The organism is Sphingosinicella sp. LHD-64 (assembly GCF_031157375.1).
Lineage (GTDB): Bacteria > Pseudomonadota > Alphaproteobacteria > Sphingomonadales > Sphingomonadaceae > Allosphingosinicella.
The window spans coordinates 782,162-799,289 of sequence record NZ_JAVIFV010000003.1 but is presented as its reverse complement, the minus strand read 5'-3'; the positions used below and the strand labels follow the sequence as shown (position 1 = coordinate 799,289).

Below are 17,128 nucleotides of genomic sequence, written 5' to 3'. Positions count from 1 at the left end.
TTCACGAACCCGTCGCGCGGGCATATTCCTCCGACCAGATGCCGGCCTGGTCGCCCGCCAGGACATGAATGCCGGTGGGTGAAACGACCGCAAAGCCTCTTACTCCGAGTGCCTTCACCCGGTCCGGATCAATCTTCTCGGCCGAATTCACGCGCACCCGCAACCGGCCGGATCTTGCCTGCAGGGCCCTGACGTTGCCGGCGCCTCCGAGGACGTCCAGCAATGCCGAGAGCGGGGCAGCCGCAGGGCCGGCGAGGGCATCGCGGATCTCGGTCGCAACCTGGTCGGCCTGCGGGCCGAGCACGACCTGGAGCGCGTTTCCGCCGGGCGAGACCAACCCACGCGCGCCGAGCGCCTTCAGTCGCGCTTCGTCGGCCAGCGCCGGATCGGCGAGGGTGAGGCGCAGGCGCGTGGTGCAGGCGTCGACGGTGAGCAGGTTGGCGCGGCCGCCCAGCGCAGCGATCATCGCATCGGCGCGCCCGCGGTCGTCCTGCGGCGTTGCGGCCTGCGCGGGCGCGACGTCACGGCCGGGCGTTTTCAGATCGAAGCGCAGGATGCAGAAGCGGAACACCGCATAATAGACCGCGAAATAGGCGGTGCCGACCGGCAGGAGCAGCAGCGGCCGGGTCGAGGAGCCGAAATTGATCACATAGTCGAACAGGCCTGCGGAGAAGCTGAAGCCGAGCCGGATGCCGAGCGCGTCCATCAGCGCCATCGAAAGGCCGGTCAGCACCGCATGCACGGCGTAGAGCAACGGCGCGAGGAACATGAAGGTGAACTCGATCGGCTCGGTGACCCCGGTCAGGAACGAGGTCAGCGCCAGGCTGAGGAGCATGCCGCCCACCGCCTTGCGGCGCTCCGGCAGCGCCGAGCGGTACATGGCGAAGCAGGCGGCGGGGAGGCCGAACATCATCACCGGGAAGAAGCCCGACATGAAGCCGCCCGCGTCCGGATCGCCCGCGAAGAAGCGCTGCAGGTCGCCGGTCGCGCCGCCATAATCGCCGACGATGAACCAGGCGATGTTGTTGAGGATATGGTGGAGGCCGGTGACGATCAGCAACCGGTTGAGCGCGCCGTAGATGAACAGGCCGATCGGCCCGGAGCTCACCACCCAACGGCTCAGCGTGTCAATCCCCTGCTCGAGCCAGGGGAAGCCGAGGCCGAAGGCGATCGCGCCGACGATGCCGGCGAACCCTGCCGCGATCGGCACGAAGCGGCGCCCGCCGAAGAAGGCGAGATATTCGGGCAGCTTGATGTTGGCGTAGCGGTTGTAGAGCCAGCCTGCGGTGAGCCCGGCGAGGATGCCGGCAGGGACGCTCAATTTGGCGAGTTCGCGCGCGGCAAAGGCGGCCGACGCCAGATCCTTGCCCGCCTGCTCGGCATAAGCCGCCGTTACCTCAGGCGGGACAACGAGCAGCGTCTTCGCCCCCTCGATCGTGACCAGATAGCCGACCGCGCCGGCGAGGCCCGCCGCGCCGTGATTTTCCCGGGCGACGCCGACCGCGACGCCGATCGCGAACAGCAGGCCGAGATTGGAGAAGATCGCGCTGCCCGCCGCAGCAATGAAGGCGATGTTCAGCAGGTCCGGTTGGCCAAGACGGAGCAGCAGGCCGGCGACCGGCAGCACCGCGATCGGCAGCATCAGGGCGCGGCCCAGCGGCTGGAGGCGGTCGAGGCCGAGCTTCATGCCGTGGCTCCTTCGAAAGCGGGCGTCTGCGCTTCGGCTGCGAGGATACGGACGGCCTCCGCGGTCTCCGCCTCCAGCGCACGCACGGCGAGGGCGCGGCAATCCGCCATCGTCAGCCGCCGCACCGCCGCCTTGAGTGCCGCGATCGCAGCGGGCGTCGCGGAAAGCTCGGTGGCGCCGAGCCCGATCAGGATCGCCGCGGCGAGCGGGTCGGAGGCGACGCCGCCGCAGATGCCGAACCATTTGCCGTGCCGCCGGCCCCCTTCGCCGGTCGCCGCGATCAGACGCAGCACGGCAGGATGGAGCGCATCGATCCGGGAAGCGGTGGCAGGGTTTCCGCGATCGGCCGCGAGCGCATATTGGGTGAGATCGTTGGTCCCGATCGACAGGAAATCGGCTTCGGCCGCGAGACTTCCGGCGAGCAAGGCAGCGGCGGGCGTTTCGACCATCACGCCGAGCGGCGTCGCGCCGAGGCCCAGCGCATCGGCCGCCTCATCGAGCAGCGCACGCACGAACCGCAGTTCCGCGACATCGACGATCATCGGGACCATGATCCGGATATCGCCCGCGCCTGTCGCACGCAGGATGGCGCGCAACTGCGTCGCCAGCAGGTCCGGCCGGGCGAGGCTGAGCCTGACGCCGCGCAGGCCGAGGGCGGGATTCTCCTCTTGCGGCACGCGAAGATAGGGGAGTGGTTTGTCACCGCCAGCGTCGAGCGTGCGCACGATCAGCGGACGCCCGCCGAGTCCGCGCGCCACATCCTCATAAACCGCCGCCTGCTCGTCCTCGGACGGGGCATCCGCCCGGTCGTGGAAGAGGAACTCGGTGCGCAACAGCCCGCAGCCCTCGGCGCCGGCCGCGACGGCGCGCTGCGCCTCTGCGGGCGATGCGAGATTGGCGAAGATCTCGATCCGCGTGCCATCGGCCATCCGGCAGTCCTCGGTGGCGGCGGCGGCCTCCGCCGCACGGATGCGTCGGCGATCGTCGACCCGCTGGCTGGCTGCGGCGAGCGCCGCGTCATCGGGTGCGGGATCGACCCAGCCGGCGCTCGCATCGAGGATGACGGCCCTGCCTTCCGGGATATCGGCGATCCGATCGCCAACCGCCACCAGCATCGGCACGCTGGCGGAGGCGGCGAGGATCGCGACATGGGAGGTCGGCCCGCCCCGCGCGGTGCAGATGCCGCCGAGCGTCGTGAGATCGAGCGCCATCATGTCCGACGGGAACAGGAGATCGGCGATCAGGATCGCGCCATCCGGAAAGGCGCGCGACACCCGCCCTGCTTCGCCGGCGAGCGCGGCGAGGACCTGTCGCTCCAGATCGTGGAGGTCGTCGATCCGCTCGATCAGCAGGGCCTGTCCGGTCGCGCGCAGCGCCTCGGCGGTCTCGAGGATCGCGCCCTGCCAGGCGATGCCGGCGCTCTGCCCGGCCGCGATCCCGGCATCGGCGAGGGCGAGCAGCTTGGGATCGTCGAGCAGTCCTTCATGCGCCAGCGCGATGCTGCCGCCCTGACCGGCCAGCTCCGTTGCCACCTTCGCCCGGGCGGCGGCGAGCGCGTGTCGCTCCGCTTCGGTGCCGCGGCTGCGCGCCTCCACGCGGATGTCCGCCGCCGCGAACTGCGCGGCGGGTCCAACGGCAAGGCCGGGCGCGGCACAGACGCCGCGGAGTGCTCCCTTCGCGGTCGGCGCCCCTGAGGGCACGGGGCGAGGCGTGGCGTCATGCTCATCGCCCAGGCCGGTTTCGATCAGGCGCTTCAGCGCGACGAGCGCCGCCTCGGCGTCGGGACCGCGCGCGACCAGCGACGCCGTGTCGCCCTGCACAAGGCCCAGGGTCATCAGCGCCACCGGGCTGCGCGCGTCGGCCGCCTTGCCCCTGGCTTCGATGTCCAACGCGGAAGCAAAGCCTTTGGCAGCGGCGGCAATACGCGCGGCGGGCCGCGCATGAATGCCGTTCGGAACGCCGATCGAAATGTCCGTGCGATGCGCCTCCTGCTCCGCCGGCGCGACAGCCGTGGGGGCTTGCCCGCCGGACACTTCGGCAATCGGATCGCCCGCCGCCACGGCACGATCCACCGCAAGCGCCGCGAGCCGATAGCCTTCGGAGGTCAGGACGATCGGGGTGATCAGGCTCTTCGCCTGCTCGGCGACGAGATCGAGATCGAAGTCGATCAGCGGATCGCCGCGACGGACCTGCTGCCCGGCCGCGACATGGGCGGTGAAGCCCGCACCGCCCAGCGCCACGGTCTCCAGTCCGATATGGATCAGCAGCTCCGCGCCGTTGGCGAGGCGCAGCGTGACGGCATGAGCGGTGGCGGGGACCGAGATCACCTCGGCATCGCAAGGCGCCCGTAGCACGGCTTCGAGCGGGTCGATGGCGAGGCCGTCGCCCATCATCCGTTCGGCGAAGACCGCGTCCGGGACTTCGTCGAGCGGCGCGGCCCACCCGGCGAACGGCGCGTGGAGAATGATCGCGGTCACGACCCCGGCACCAGTTGCACCGCGTCGATCGCCCACATCGGGTTGGGTCCGTTTGCCGTGTAGGTGAAGCAAAGGTCGGCCTGTCCCCGCCTCGCCGCGATCGGGACCCGCAGGCGCGTCACCGCCGGATTCCCGACGGCGGAGCCGAGTGGCAGCACCGCGATCCGCTCGCCCTCACACCCGCCGGCGCGCACCTCCATCTCGCCGGCCGGCGTGGCGGGCGGGCGGAAGCGTATGCGCTCGATGTCGCGGCCGATCTGGAAGTTGAACGGGATCTGGCCGACGTCGATCTCGATCGCTGTCACGCCGTCCAGCGGCGCATCCTCGTAGATCCAGCAGGGGTTCTGGATATCGGTGAGAAAGACGGCACGCTCGCCTTCCGCCGGTGCATCGTCCTCCAGCGAAAGGGCGATATTCTCGCTGCACAGCTCGAGCTGCGTGTCGTCGCGCCGTCTGACGCTCGCGGAATCGAAGCTGTGATCGAGTTCGCCGGGCAGCGCGCCTGTGCCGAGGAAACCGGCGGCGCGCAGGCGGGTCGGAAGAGCGAGGTCGAGCGGCGCTGCATAGAGCGGCGAGGCGGCAGTCGGCATCGAGCCGTCCAGAGTGTAGCGCACATCCGTCTCTGCCTGATTGGACAAAGTGACGGCAACGCGGTTCGCGGCGGGATCGAAACGCTCGGCGGCGACCGGCCGGAACGCGCTCACCGACGGCTGCAGGCCAAGGCTCCCGAGCCGTTCCAGCTGCGGCACCAGCCTGCGGACGAAACCCGCATAATCGTGCGACGCGCGTGGCGACCAGCCGAGCTCCGCCACCGCGAGCGCGCGCGGGAACATCATGCTGGCGACGCGCTCTTCGGTGCGGGCATGTTCGGTCCACATGTTCGCCTGAAGGCCGAGAATATGTTCCTGTTCGGCCGGCGTCAGTGAGGTTGGGGCGGGATCGAAGGCATAGACATCGGCCAGGGAGACGATCTGGCCCCGGCCGGGCGGCTCTTCCGGCCCGCCCGCCTGCCGGTGGTTGAGATAGAGGACGGGCGCGGGGGAGAGCACCGCGTCATGCCCGGCGCGCGCCGCATGGACCGCGCCGTCGATCCCGCGCCAGGACATGATCGTAGCGCTGGCCGGAATGCCGCCCTCCAGGATTTCGTCCCAGCCGATCAGTCGCCGGCCGCGTGTGTCGAGAAAGCGTCCGATCCGCGCCATGAACCAGCTTTGCAGCGCCGCCTCGTCGGCGATGCCGAGCGCGCGCATCCGCGCCTGGACCTGGGGCGAGGCGCGCCACTGGTCCTTCACCGCCTCGTCGCCGCCGATATGGATGTACCTGCCGGGAAAGAGCGCCAGCACCTCGTCCAGCACGTTCTCGAGGAAGATGAAGGTGCCGTCCTCGACATTGTAGAGATAGGGAAAAACGCCCCAGTCGGATTCGATTCCCGACGGCGGCTCGACACCCGTGCCCAGCTCCGGATAGGCGCGCACCGCCGCGAGGGCATGGCCGGGCATGTCGATCTCCGGCACGATCTCGATCGCGCGCTCGCGGGCATAGGCGACGATCTCGCGGATCTGGTCCTGCGTGTAGTAGCCGCCCGTCTGCGGCAAGGTCGGAGCGTCGGGCGCGGACGCCGGGGTGCGCCACGCGCCGATCTCGGTGAGGCGCGGATAGCGGTTGATCTGGATGCGCCAGCCCTGATCGTCGGTCAGGTGCCAGTGGAAGCGATTGAGCTTGTTCGCCGCCATCCAGTCGATCAGCCGCATGACGAACTCGGGCGATTGGAAGTGCCGCGCGCTGTCGAGCATCAGCCCGCGCCAGCCGAAGCGTGGCCCGTCCTCGATGATGACGGCTTCAGCGGTGAGGCCCGGCCGGGCGGTCAGCAGCTGCCAGAGGGTAACACCTCCATAGAACAGGCCTGCAAAATCGGAGGCGGTGATCGTCGCGCCATTGGCGGTGACCTCCAGCCGGTAGGATTCCGTCCGCATCCCCGCAGCCGTCCGGAACGCGATGCCGGCTCCGGCCGCGCCACCGCCTGTCACCAGCCGGGTGTTCGTGGTCCGTCCGAGCAAATCGGCGAACCGTTGCGCTGCCCGCCGCTCGTCATCGCTGTAGGCCAGGATCGCCGTGCGCGCCGACACCGTAAAGCGGCCCTGCTGTGCGACGACGGACTGGGGCATCGGCAGCAATGCGGCCGTCGGCTCCTGCGCCAAGGCGGGGGCCGACAACCAGATCGCGAGCAGGGCCGGAACGGCAAATCGGGGCACGCGCGACATCCTCCGCCGGAGCATGATCTTGTCTATGCGGCCCCGACTCGTCTCCTAGTAGCGCACGCGCACGCCGAAGTAGAACTGCCGGCCGTTGTCGTAGATCGCGCGCGGCAGATCCGGTGTGCCGGAATATTGGATGATCGACGCGCGGGTGAGGTTGATCGCGTCGGCGGTCAGCGAGATGTTGTCGGTGATCCTGACGTTCAGCGAGGCATCGAGCGATTCCGTCGAACCCTGGTTGAGCGGCGCCGACCGGTTGAAGTCGATGAAGAATTTCGACCGATAATTGTAGGAAAGGCGGGCCGACAGCCAATCGTTCTCGTAATAGCCGGTGAGGTTCAGCGTGTGCTTGCTGTTGCCCGGGATCGGATCGCCATCGTTCGATTGCGCGTCCGAATAGGTGTAGTTGACGATGGCGCCGAAGCCCCGCCAGATCGGACGCGAGACCTGGAGCTCGAAGCCCTGGTTGCGGCCGCCCGGACCGTTCGTCCGGCGATCGACCAGGAACGGGCAGTTGAACAGGTTCGGATCGCCGCCCCCGGCCGGCACGCAGCCCGCCGGCTCGGTGCCGGGCACATAGGTTCCGGGCAGAATCTCGGTCCCGGTTTCGCTGACGATGTAGGACTGGATGTCCTTGTAGAAGAGGGCCAGCGCGACGAGCGTCTCACGGTCGGGATACCATTCGACCGACACGTCATACTGGTTGGCGCGATAGGGATCGAGGTTCGGGTCGCCGCCGCGGCCAGTGAGCGCCGTGCCGTTGAGATCAACACCGGGTGTGATGTCGACGAAGTCCGGACGCGTGACCGTCCGGCCCGCCGCGAAACGCAGCACGAGGCTGCGGGAGAGGTCGACGCTGAGGTTCGCGCTCGGCAGCACGTCGGTGTAGGAGCGCTCGGCCGTGGTCGGCGTGAAGCCACCGAACGGATTCACGAATTCGGGATTGGCGCCGCCGATGATGTTGCCGATCGACGTCTGGTCGGTCCTGACGACGCGCACGCCGACATTGCCGCGCCAGCCGTCGCCGCGGAAGCGGGCCAGGGCATAGCCGCCATAGGTCTTCTCGTTGATCGAATAGACGTTGCCCGGCACGACGAAACGCTCAGTGATCGACGGATCCTGAGCGCCGTAGATTTCGGCGAGACGGCGCGCGTCCACCGTCCAATAATCGGTCAGCGTGCCCGGCTCGGCAATATTGCCGAGGAAGTTGCCGGGCAGGCTCCCGCCCGCGAAATCGCCGGCCACGCAGGGCGCGCCGCCGCAAATCAGGCCGGGCGTCAGGATGCCGCCGGCAGTGGAAAGACGGTCGGCGGCGCGGTCGTGATCGGTGAACTTGAAGCCGACGCGCAGCGCCTCGAGCGGACCCCAGTCGATCTCGTGCTCGACGTCGAGGAAGATATATTTCTCCTCGTCGTCGTTGGTGACCGACTGGATCCGGGCGAAGTCGATCCGGTTGCCGGTGGGCGACAGCGGATTGGGGCTGGTGAAGCTCACCTGCGGGACGCCGCCGCGCAGGTCGTAGCTGAAGGCGCCGGGTGCAGCGACCTCGAAGAAATTCTCATTCGAGGTGTCGCCGCTCGCCCGGGTCCAGCCGCCCTGCAGGTGGATGGTGAGCGCGTCGGTCGGGCGATAGGTGATGTCGAGGTCGGCGAACCAGGTCTCGGCCACCGCCGCGCGCGCGATCGTATCGTAGACCATCGCGGCGCCGGTGGTGCCGCCGTTGGGCGATGCGATGTTGCCGGCGACCGCCACGCCGTCGACGATGGTCGCGCCGGTGATCGTGCCGCCGCCGCCGAGCGCCTGCTCACCCCAGGCGATGTAGTTGCGGTTGATATTGTCCGCCTTGAACCGCGAGTACATGCCGGTGAGGTTGATCTCCAGCTGGTCGGACGGACGGAACTGGATGCCGATATTGCCGCCGTAGCGCTCGCGCTCCTGGGTGAAGAGCGCGGAGCCGATCAGCGTCGGCACCAGCGCCTCCTGGCCGCCGCCGACTGGGAAGGAGCGGTATCCGAACACCTCGATGCCGTCGCGGCGGATGTCCCGGCGCTGGTAGACGCCGCCGATCAGGATGCCGAACGTGCCGGCCGGATTGTGCCAGCTGACCAGGCCCGACGCCTGCGGATCGACCGAATCGCGCAGCTGCGAATAGACCAGCTCGGCGGATGCGGAGACGGTGAAGGGTTCGAGATCGAGCGGGTTGCGGGTGCGCACGTTGATCGTGCCGCCGATGCCGCCCTCCTCGATGTCCGCCTGCGGGCTCTTGTAGACGTCGAGCTGGCCGACGATCTCGGACGGCAGGGTCAGATAGTTGAAGCTGCGCGTCGAGGCGACCTGGTCGAGGATGAACCAGTCGGCGGTCGCGACCGCATGGCCATTGATCAGGGTGCGGGTGAGGTTCGGCGCGGTGCCGCGCAGCGAGACGCGCTCGCCCTCGCCGAACTCGCGGTTGATGACGATGCCGGGCACGCGCTGCAGCGCCTCGGCGACGTTGCGATCCGGAAACTGGCCGATGTCCTCGGCGGTGAGGAAGTCGGCGATCACGCTCGAATCGCGCTTGGCCTCGATCGACTGGACGACCGAGCCGCGAATGCCGGTGATGATGATTTCCCCGTCCGGCGCGTCCGCGCCCTGCGCGGTGTCCTGGGACCAGGCCGGTGCGGCTGCACCGACCAACGCACACACGCTGGCAGAACCAATCAGAAGCCGACGGATCATTGACTTTCTCCCCACTGACTGCTGCCCGTTGTCCCGGGCTTGCAGGCTCGCATTTGAACAGAACCAATCTGATACCAAACGGAGACCAATAAGCGGACCATCTGCTACTGTCATCATTCCGTCAAGAGGCTTGTTTGGAAGAAAGGGCCAAGCTGAGCGAAAAACCTCTGGCAAATGGTAACTGATTGGTATTATGTTGGTCTGACAAGAGGGGAGCTGACCATCACATGAGCCTAGCCGCACAGATCGGATTCGAGCCTGAGGAAGGCCGCGGACCGCTCTATCGGCGGCTGGAGGAGCGGCTCCGGCATGCGATCGAATCGGGTGTCCTGAAGCCCGAACAGGCGCTGCCTTCCGAGCGGGACCTCGCCGAGGATTTCGCGGTCTCGCGAATCACCATCCGCAAGGCGCTCGACGGGCTGGTCGGCAACGGTCTTCTCCTGCGCCGTCAGGGCGCCGGCACCTTCATCTCCGGGCGCGTCGAGAAGAGCTTCTCAAAGCTCACCTCCTTCTCCGAGGACATGGCGGCGCGTGGCCGCAGTTCGCGCAGCGAATGGATCTCGCGCAGCGAAGGCGCTGTGACGCCGGACGAATCGCTGATGCTGGGCCTGAGCCCCGGCACGCCGGTCTATCGCTTCAACCGCATCCGCTACGCCGACGATTTCGCGATGGCGCTCGAATATTCGACCATTCCCGGCTTCGCCTTGCCGGATCTCGCGGTCGTGCACGGGTCGCTCTACGAGGCGCTGAACGCATCGGGCACCCGGCCGGTACGCGCGCTGCAGCGGCTGCGCGCCGTCCTGTTCGACGGCCAGAAGGCGAGCCTGATGGGGATCGAGCCGGGCGCCCCCGGCCTCCTCATCGAACGGCGCGGCTTCCTGGAAGATGGCCGCGCGGTCGAAATGACCCAGTCCTGGTATCGCGGCGACGCCTATGATTTCGTCGCCGAGCTGAACGATCTCGGATGATCGATCCCGCCAAGACCCGCATGTGGACGGAAGCGTGCGAGGCCCATGTGGCGGTCGCGACTCAGCTCGCCGCGAATCGCGATGCCGTGGCCGCGCTCGCCGATCGCCTCCGCGACGATCCACCACGCGCGGTGATGACCTGCGCGCGGGGCAGCTCGGACCACGCCGCGACCTTCGCCAAATATCTGATCGAAACCCGGCTCGGCATCCCGACCGCCTCGGCCGCGCCTTCGGTAGCCTCGGTCTACGGCGCGCCGTCGGCGGCCGAAGGGATGCTCTGCATCGCCATCTCCCAGTCCGGCCGCAGTCCGGACCTGATCGCCACGGTCGAGGCGGCGAAGCGAGGCGGCGCGTTGGCCGTCGCCCTGGTCAACGATCCCGGCTCGCCGCTCGCCGCGGCGGCCGATCATGTTCTGCCGCTGCACGCCGCTCCCGAGACCAGCGTGGCGGCGACCAAGTCCTTCATCGCATCGCTCGCCGCGGTGGCGTCGCTGGCTGCCGCCTGGGCTGGTGACGAGTCCCTGGACGAGGCTCTGTCCGCGACGCCGAACCTGCTTGCGCGCGCCTGGGACTGCGACTGGGCGCCCCTGACCGACCGGCTGGCCGGTGCGCGTGGACTCTATGTGATCGGCCGCGGTCTCGGGCTTGGTGTCGCGCAGGAGGCCGCGCTCAAGCTCAAGGAAACCTGCGGCCTTCATGCCGAGGCGTTCAGCGCCGCCGAGCTGCGCCATGGACCGATGGCGCTGGTCGGCCCCGATCTGCCGCTGCTCGTCTTCCGCCAGTCCGACGAGACCGAGGAGAGCGTGGACGAGCTGATCTGCGACGTGGCCGCGCGTGGTGCCGAGGTTTTCGTTACCGGCACGGATGCGCTGCCAAGCGTCAGGCACGATCCGGTGCTGGAGCCGATGCTGCAGATCCAGAGCTTCTACCGTGCCGCAGTGACCTTGTCGGTCCGCCGCGGCTTCGATCCGGACCACCCGCCCCACCTCGCCAAGGTCACGGAGACGGTATGAGTCTGACCGCTTTCCTCAACGGCCCGGTTCTGCTCGATTCCGGCTTCAGGGCCGGCAAGGCCGTGCTCGTCGAGGAGGGTCGTATCGCGGCCGTCGCGGCCGAGTCGGACGTGCCGGTGGCCGCCCGACGCATTGACCTCGAGGGCGCGATGCTCGTCCCCGGCTTCATCGACGTCCAGGTGAACGGCGGCGGCGGTGCTTTGTTCAATGATGCGCCGACGGTGGAGACGATCGCCACCATCGGCGCCGCGCATCGCCGTTTCGGCACCACCGGCTTCCTGCCCACCCTGATCAGCGACGATCTGTCGGTCATGCACGAGGCGATCCGCGCGGTCGATGCCGCGATCGAAGCCGGTGTGCCGGGCGTGCTCGGCATCCATATCGAGGGCCCCTATCTCAACAGCCGTCGCAAAGGCATCCACGATTCCTCCAAGATCCGCGAGCTGGACGACGAGGGCTTCGAGACGCTGACCGGCCTTCGCAACGGCCTCACCCTCGTCACGCTCGCGCCCGAGCGCACGACCCCGGCGATGATCCGGCGGCTGGTCGAGGCCGGGGTGATCGTCTCGGCCGGCCACACCAACGGCCGCTATGCCGACATCCGCGCCGCGCTCGACGCCGGGCTCGCCGGCTTCACCCATCTGTTCAACGCGATGTCGCCGCTCACCAGCCGCGAGCCGGGCGCGGTCGGCGCGGCGCTGGAGGACGAGGCGAGCTGGTGCGGGCTCATCGTCGACGGGCGCCATATCGATCCGGTGACGATGCGGCTCGCGCTGCGCTGCAAGCCGGTCGAGCGGTTCATGCTCGTCACCGACGCGATGCCGAGCGTCGGCATGGCCGAGAAGAGCTTCATGCTGCAGGGCCAGCCGATCCATGTCGAGAACGGTGTCTGCGTCAATGCCGACGGCACCCTCGCCGGCTCCGATCTCGACATGGCGCTGGCTGTCCGCAATGCGATCGCGATGCTCGACGTCAGCCCCGAGGCGGCCCTCCGGATGGCGAGCACCCACGCCGCCGATTTCCTCCGCCTGGGCGACCGGCTCGGCCGCGTTGCTCCAGGGGCGTTCGCCGATTTCGCCGTGCTCGATTCCGAGTTCAACGTGACCGAAACCTGGATACGCGGCACGTCCGGCCAGGAGTTGATGATCCGGATCTGACGACCGGTGTGCAATGGCGGAGCGGGAGTCCGCCAAACTTGGGAATCTGTGAGCTTTCATGATATGCTGTGAAATTGCCAATTATCCTTGATTTATAAGGCTTAGGCTGATTTCTCAGTCCTATGCGGTCTCTGGACATATCTCCCTATCGCAGCTATAAAATGGGACCGATAATGGGACCATAGGCGAGGCCGGGAGGCGCGATCATGGCAAGACGGACACTCAACAAACTGAGCGCGACGCAGTCGGCGAAGATCACCAAGCCGGGCCGGCACTCGGATGGCGGCGGCCTCTATCTCTTCATCGATCCTCACGGGCGGCGGCGCTGGATTTTCATGTACACGCGAGACGGCAAGCGTACCGAGCTTGGCCTTGGCGGCGGACGCGACCTGTCGCTTGCCAATGCCCGCGCCGAAGCCGCGAAGCTGCGCGAGATACTGGCCACGGGCGGCGATCCCAAAACCGAGCGAGCGAAAGACGAACGCATTCCCACCTTCGGCGAATGCGCCGACGCCTATGTCGAGGCGATGAAGCCGTCATGGCGCAACGCTAAGCACGCAGCACAATGGACGATGACGCTCACCAAATATGCCAAACCCATGCGCGGCAAGCCGGTGAACGCGATTGGCACGCAGGACGTGCTCGACGTGCTGCAAGCTTTGTGGAAGCGCACGCCGGAAACCGCAGAGCGGCTGCGCGGCAGGATTGAGAATGTGCTGGACGCGGCGAAGGCCAAGGGTCATCGCTCCGGCGAGAACCCCGCGCGCTGGCGCGGGCATCTCGACCAGCTCCTGCCCAAGCGCCAGCGGCTTTCGCGCGGGCACCACGCGGCGCTGCCCTACGATGCCATGCCGGACTTCATGGCGGACCTGCGGGTACGCAGCGCCGTTGCGGCGCGGGCATTGGAGTTCACCATTCTCACCGCCGCACGTTCAGGTGAAGTGCTCGGCGCGCAGTGGGATGAGATCGACACCGAGAAGAAGGTCTGGGCCATTCCGGCCGAACGGATGAAGGCAGGACGGGAACATCGCGTGCCGCTGTCGCCGCGAGCCATGGAGATCGTGGCAGCGATGTCGAAGCTTGGAACGGAGGGTTATCTGTTCCCCGGCCCCAAACCGAAGAAGCCGCTGTCATCCATGGCGATGGCGATGCTGCTTAGACGAATGAAGGCGGAGATCACCGTTCACGGCTTCCGTTCCACCTTCCGCGATTGGGCGTCGGAGACGACCGGCTTTCCCCATGAAGTATGTGAAATGGCCCTCGCCCATACCATCGGCAACAAGGCCGAGGCCGCCTATCGGCGCGGCGACCTGTTCGACAAGCGCCGCAAGCTCATGGAGGCTTGGGCGGGCTACTGCGCTAAGAAGGCCGGAGCCAAGGTCGTGCCCCTGCATCCGGCGCGGCAGGCCGCTTGATGCAGCGCCCTTAAGGGCGCTGCCTCGCGTCATCTTCGCGGTAGGCTGCCGGATTGGAAATCCAGCGGTTGACTGCGGACTCGTGCCAGCCAGCGCCATGGATGCTGATCCGCACCTGGCGCGGGAAGGTGCCTTCGCCGATCTTGCGGTAGAGGGTGGCACGTGAAAGCCCGGTGCGGTCGAGCACGGTCTTGAGGCGGATAATTCTCTCGTAGTTGGACATGGGAACACTCTTCGATCGTCTGGTGGTTGATGCGCTCCCCTGAGAGCAGAATGGCGGTCCCTAACCGCTGCGCAAGAGTGCTGAAAACAGTGCCGGTGCGCTGTGGCGGCCTATGTCGTCCCCTGGCGGCCAGAGTCGTCGAAAGGGTATGAAGACAATTTTTCTCATGCGGTCTCGGCAGGGATTGATCGGCTGCCGAGTGCCGCAGACGTGGCCATCTCGTCCCAAGATCAGAGTGAATCTTGTGCGGTGATTCGCCATCAACGCGGCAGCTCTGGGCGGGGTGTCGCCCATTGTGGTCCCGCAGCGCCGCGCCGCAACCCCGCGCTGCGCGCGGGGTCCTTCACTGGCGTTCCGGCCCTGCGGGTGCGGCCCGCCGCTGTTACGGGACCGGTGGGCTTCCGTACCCGCCACCGAAGGCCGAAACCTAATTATCCTTGCCAGGTGCCGGCGATTTCCGGAAAGATTCCAGGGTGAGAACCGATCTCGATCATCTGCCGGCGAACAAGCAGCGCGAGCTGGAACATTTCGTCGGGATCATTTTCGAAGAGTTCCGCGCGGCGACCGAAGCCGCGACCGGGCGGCGCAAGGGCGCGCGCATCCTCAAGATCATCCTGTTCGGTAGCTATGCGCGCGGTGACTGGATCGATGCGCCATTGTCGGCCAATCAATACAAGTCCGACTATGATCTGCTCATCATTGTGAACCAGAAGGAACTGGCCGATCGGGCAGCATATTGGACCAAGGCCGAGGAGCGGCTGATCCGCGCCTACACGATCGAGAAGACGCTCGGGACGCCCGTCAACTTCATCGTGCATTCGCTGCATGAGGTGAACGACGGCCTCGCGCATGGACGCGTATTCTTCATGGAAGTCGCGAAGGACGGGATCGCGCTTTACGAAGCCGATGATCGCGAGTTGCATACGCCCAAGCCGAAGACGCCTGTGCAAGCGCTGGCAGCCGCGAAGGAGTATTTCGAGGAGAGTTTATCGAGTTCCCTGAGCTTCTATCGCGGCTTCCGCCATGCGGTGGATGATCGAGACTTCAAGAAGGCCGCTTTTGACCTTCATCAAGCGACCGAGCGGCTCTACAGCGGCCTGCTCCTAACCCTGACCTTCTACACACCCTACAATCACAATATCGCCTTCCTGCGTTCGCTGGCGGAGGGACAAGATCGCCGGCTGTTCGGCATCTGGCCCGAGCGCACGCGCAAGGAGCGCGCGATGTTCCAGAAGCTCAAAGATGCCTATGTGAAGGCGCGCTATTCGAAGCATTACCGCATCAGCAACGAAGAACTCGCCTGGCTGGGTGAACGTGTGGAGGAGCTGGGGCGTGTCGTTCATCAAATCTGTTCGGAGCGGATCGCTGAACTCGAAAGGGCGGCGGCTTAGCGGAGCGCTGCCGCCTTGCCGCTAAGGCCGATTTGCCGCATAGTCGGCGATGCAGGACGGAATTGGCTGGCAGCCGTCCTGTAGGATGAACCTGCCGGGCATGACGTACGCGCGGCCAGAACGGTCGGGCGGTCGCTGACGAAAGCCGCTTCGCGCGGCGCGCAGTGGGCATAAGCTTGCACCTCCGCTCGCATGAGCGGGCGGGACTGCCGGCATGCAGGCACGTCATGACCAAATCCATCATATCTGAATACCACGCGCGGCGCGGCATTAGCGAACGGACGCACAATTCGCGGCTGACGCAGAGCAATTCCTTGGCGTCGCGCCGCGAACTGCTGGGCGCGTTGACGATCGCGCCGTTGGCGCTCTCTGCCCCGCCGTCCGCCTGGGCTTCCGTTCCCTCGCAATCCGTCCCGGCGGCTGACGAGCCGGTCGTTCTGTGGCGAACCCGTGAAGGGCGCAGCCTCAGCCGGTTCCGCTACCACAATGCAGAGAGCTTCTTCCTTGGTGTAGAGAAGGGCGTTGTACGGCAGCCGACCGACAAGCTCTATCAGATCGGGATCGTGCTCCAGCTCGGGCTCAGCTCGCATCTGCTCGACGTGGGCTTCGCCGACGCGTGGTGCGCCCGCCATGTCGGTCTTCAAGTTGCAAGATCACTCGCCCATGCCAACGCGACAGGCCTCGGCTTCGAGTCCGCCGACATGGAACTGCTGGCGGCGATCCTCTCGCCTTACAGCAAATGGCGTCACGCAGACGTGCGCGACATAGCTCCGGATTTCCCGTTCACGGCGCAAGAAGTCCGGACGCTGACGCGCGCGCTCCTCGACCGCGTGCATGAGGTCACCGGCCATCCGCGCCCGCGCGGCTGGCGGCAGCGCTTCCTGTGACCGGTCGGGAGAGACGCGCTATGTCCGTTCACGACGGCACGGCAAACTCGGATGCTGCCCAAGATGAGGCGGCCACGGCTGAACAGCTCGCCCGGTTGGAAGCCGCGCTGCTAATGCTGCCGCGCTTCCGGCGCGAGGTGTTCCTGGCCCATCGGATCGACAACCTCAGCTATGCCGAGATCGCCGATCGGATCGGGGTCAGCGTGCGTCGGATCGAGCGCGAAATGGCCCGTGCGATCTACGGGCTTCACTGCGCAATGGAGGGCCGACCGTTACGCCGCAGTTGGTGGCGATGGTGAAGGTTCATAGTCGCATTCTTCGCCTGCGCTTCGGCTTCGAATGCGCGCTTGCCGCGCCGTCGCCACCGCACGAGCGCTTCCTCGCGCTGTTCGCCGCGCAGCGTCATCGCGGTGGCGAGGAACGCACCGTAGAGCGCTGCCCGATCGTCGTCGGTCAGTTCGACCAAGCCGGCTTTCACGACGAGCCCGCCCAGCTCGATCAGATGCCGCGTGCGCTCGCGGCGCTTGACGATCCACTCGCGCATGTCGGTTCGCGCCTTTCGTGCCTCAAGCCGATGCCGCGCCGCCCTCGCGCGCCGGAGCGCTGCCCGGCTGGCGTTCAGTTCCTTGTACAGGCCCGCGCGCCTTGCCCAGAAAGAAGGCCGCGCCCCGCTTGCGCCAGCCCTCCTTTATGCCCGCGTCCTTCGTGCCCGCCGCATCGAGCAGCGCACCGGCCAGCAGATCGGCATCGAGCGCGTCGGCACCCGTTGCCGCGACCAACTCGCCGAGCTGTCGCACGCGGCGTTCCTTGAGTTGCCGCGCCTTCTCGGCCAGAGCCTGGAGTTCCAAGTCGAAGTCACGGGATTTACGCATCACAGTCTCCATTGCTGCGTGATGCGGGCATGATAATAGAGCGGCACGCGCAAAGCTGTAGAGTC

General features: G+C 67.1%; 14 protein-coding genes. 7 read left to right on the top strand and 7 right to left on the bottom strand.

The window, feature by feature from the left end; genetic code table 11:
* Position 1: 1 nt before the first annotated feature.
* The 4 genes from nagE to RCO27_RS11880 are packed head-to-tail and all read right to left on the bottom strand — an operon-like array spanning position 2 to position 9,137.
* Entirely contained in the window at positions 2–1,687 is a 1,686-nt protein-coding gene (gene nagE, locus RCO27_RS11895) for an N-acetylglucosamine-specific PTS transporter subunit IIBC (RefSeq protein WP_309002885.1), read from the bottom strand.
* Entirely contained in the window at positions 1,684–4,164 is a 2,481-nt protein-coding gene (gene ptsP, locus RCO27_RS11890; RefSeq protein WP_309002884.1) for a phosphoenolpyruvate--protein phosphotransferase, read from the bottom strand. Before ptsP ends, nagE begins: the two co-directional genes overlap by 4 nt.
* Entirely contained in the window at positions 4,161–6,416 is a 2,256-nt protein-coding gene (locus RCO27_RS11885) for a family 20 glycosylhydrolase (RefSeq protein ID WP_309002883.1), read from the bottom strand. The genes ptsP and RCO27_RS11885 overlap by 4 nt, the downstream gene beginning before the upstream one ends.
* A 54-nt stretch (positions 6,417–6,470) precedes the next feature.
* Positions 6,471–9,137, bottom strand: coding sequence for a TonB-dependent receptor (locus tag RCO27_RS11880; RefSeq protein ID WP_309002882.1), 2,667 nt, complete (start codon positions 9,135–9,137; stop codon positions 6,471–6,473).
* A gap of 227 nt (positions 9,138–9,364) precedes the next feature.
* Here RCO27_RS11880 and RCO27_RS11875 point away from each other — a divergent pair, with 227 nt between their 5' ends.
* The 4 genes from RCO27_RS11875 to RCO27_RS11860 all read left to right on the top strand — a co-directional run bounded on the left by RCO27_RS11875 (position 9,365) and on the right by RCO27_RS11860 (position 13,690).
* Positions 9,365–10,105 (top strand): GntR family transcriptional regulator, encoded by a 741-nt coding sequence (locus RCO27_RS11875; protein ID WP_309002881.1) that lies wholly within the window; start codon positions 9,365–9,367, stop codon positions 10,103–10,105.
* Positions 10,102–11,118: an SIS domain-containing protein gene (locus RCO27_RS11870; RefSeq protein WP_309002880.1), complete on the top strand. Its 1,017-nt coding sequence runs from the start codon at positions 10,102–10,104 to the stop codon at positions 11,116–11,118. Before RCO27_RS11875 ends, RCO27_RS11870 begins: the two co-directional genes overlap by 4 nt.
* Positions 11,115–12,275, top strand: a complete 1,161-nt coding sequence (gene nagA, locus RCO27_RS11865) for an N-acetylglucosamine-6-phosphate deacetylase (RefSeq protein ID WP_309002879.1) — start codon at positions 11,115–11,117, stop codon at positions 12,273–12,275. The genes RCO27_RS11870 and nagA overlap by 4 nt, the downstream gene beginning before the upstream one ends.
* A 206-nt stretch (positions 12,276–12,481) precedes the next feature.
* Entirely contained in the window at positions 12,482–13,690 is a 1,209-nt protein-coding gene (locus RCO27_RS11860; RefSeq protein WP_309002878.1) for an integrase arm-type DNA-binding domain-containing protein, read from the top strand.
* 10 nt (positions 13,691–13,700) lie between these two features.
* Here RCO27_RS11860 and RCO27_RS11855 read toward each other — a convergent pair whose 3' ends face one another.
* Positions 13,701–13,913, bottom strand: a complete 213-nt coding sequence (locus tag RCO27_RS11855) for an AlpA family phage regulatory protein (RefSeq protein WP_309002877.1) — start codon at positions 13,911–13,913, stop codon at positions 13,701–13,703.
* A 473-nt stretch (positions 13,914–14,386) separates the two neighbouring features.
* Between RCO27_RS11855 and RCO27_RS11850 the strand changes: the two genes are divergently transcribed.
* The 3 genes from RCO27_RS11850 (at position 14,387) to RCO27_RS11840 (ending at position 16,490) form a co-directional block, all read left to right on the top strand.
* On the top strand, positions 14,387–15,304 hold the full coding sequence (locus RCO27_RS11850) for a HEPN domain-containing protein (RefSeq protein WP_309002876.1): 918 nt from the start codon (positions 14,387–14,389) through the stop codon (positions 15,302–15,304).
* Positions 15,305–15,531: 227 nt separating this feature from the next.
* Complete coding sequence (locus RCO27_RS11845) at positions 15,532–16,191, top strand: hypothetical protein (protein ID WP_309002875.1); 660 nt, start codon at positions 15,532–15,534, stop codon at positions 16,189–16,191.
* A gap of 20 nt (positions 16,192–16,211) precedes the next feature.
* Positions 16,212–16,490: a sigma-70 family RNA polymerase sigma factor gene (locus RCO27_RS11840; protein WP_309002874.1), complete on the top strand. Its 279-nt coding sequence runs from the start codon at positions 16,212–16,214 to the stop codon at positions 16,488–16,490.
* Here RCO27_RS11840 and RCO27_RS11835 read toward each other — a convergent pair.
* Positions 16,439–16,735, bottom strand: a complete 297-nt coding sequence (locus RCO27_RS11835) for a conjugal transfer protein TraD (RefSeq protein ID WP_309002873.1) — start codon at positions 16,733–16,735, stop codon at positions 16,439–16,441. The two genes, RCO27_RS11840 and RCO27_RS11835, sit on opposite strands and share 52 nt — an antisense overlap.
* A 22-nt stretch (positions 16,736–16,757) precedes the next feature.
* The gene (gene traD / locus RCO27_RS11830) at positions 16,758–17,063 is read right to left on the bottom strand and encodes a conjugal transfer protein TraD (RefSeq protein WP_309002872.1); all 306 of its coding nucleotides are present in this window, start codon (positions 17,061–17,063) and stop codon (positions 16,758–16,760) included.
* Positions 17,064–17,128: the final 65 nt, after the last annotated feature.

Bases quoted from the DNA above. Each gene is read 5' to 3' on its own strand.
- RCO27_RS11880 (WP_309002882.1), bottom strand. From the start codon at position 9,137: ATGATCCGTCGGCTTCTGATTGGTTCTGCCAGCGTGTGTGCGTTGGTC.
- traD (WP_309002872.1), bottom strand. From the start codon at position 17,063: ATGCGTAAATCCCGTGACTTCGACTTGGAACTCCAGGCTCTGGCCGAG.
- RCO27_RS11835 (WP_309002873.1), bottom strand. From the start codon at position 16,735: ATGCGCGAGTGGATCGTCAAGCGCCGCGAGCGCACGCGGCATCTGATC.
- RCO27_RS11875 (WP_309002881.1), top strand. From the start codon at position 9,365: ATGAGCCTAGCCGCACAGATCGGATTCGAGCCTGAGGAAGGCCGCGGA.
- RCO27_RS11870 (WP_309002880.1), top strand. From the start codon at position 10,102: ATGATCGATCCCGCCAAGACCCGCATGTGGACGGAAGCGTGCGAGGCC.
- RCO27_RS11840 (WP_309002874.1), top strand. From the start codon at position 16,212: ATGTCCGTTCACGACGGCACGGCAAACTCGGATGCTGCCCAAGATGAG.
- nagA (WP_309002879.1), top strand. From the start codon at position 11,115: ATGAGTCTGACCGCTTTCCTCAACGGCCCGGTTCTGCTCGATTCCGGC.
- RCO27_RS11855 (WP_309002877.1), bottom strand. From the start codon at position 13,913: ATGTCCAACTACGAGAGAATTATCCGCCTCAAGACCGTGCTCGACCGC.
- RCO27_RS11845 (WP_309002875.1), top strand. From the start codon at position 15,532: ATGACCAAATCCATCATATCTGAATACCACGCGCGGCGCGGCATTAGC.
- RCO27_RS11860 (WP_309002878.1), top strand. From the start codon at position 12,482: ATGGCAAGACGGACACTCAACAAACTGAGCGCGACGCAGTCGGCGAAG.
- nagE (WP_309002885.1), bottom strand. From the start codon at position 1,687: ATGAAGCTCGGCCTCGACCGCCTCCAGCCGCTGGGCCGCGCCCTGATG.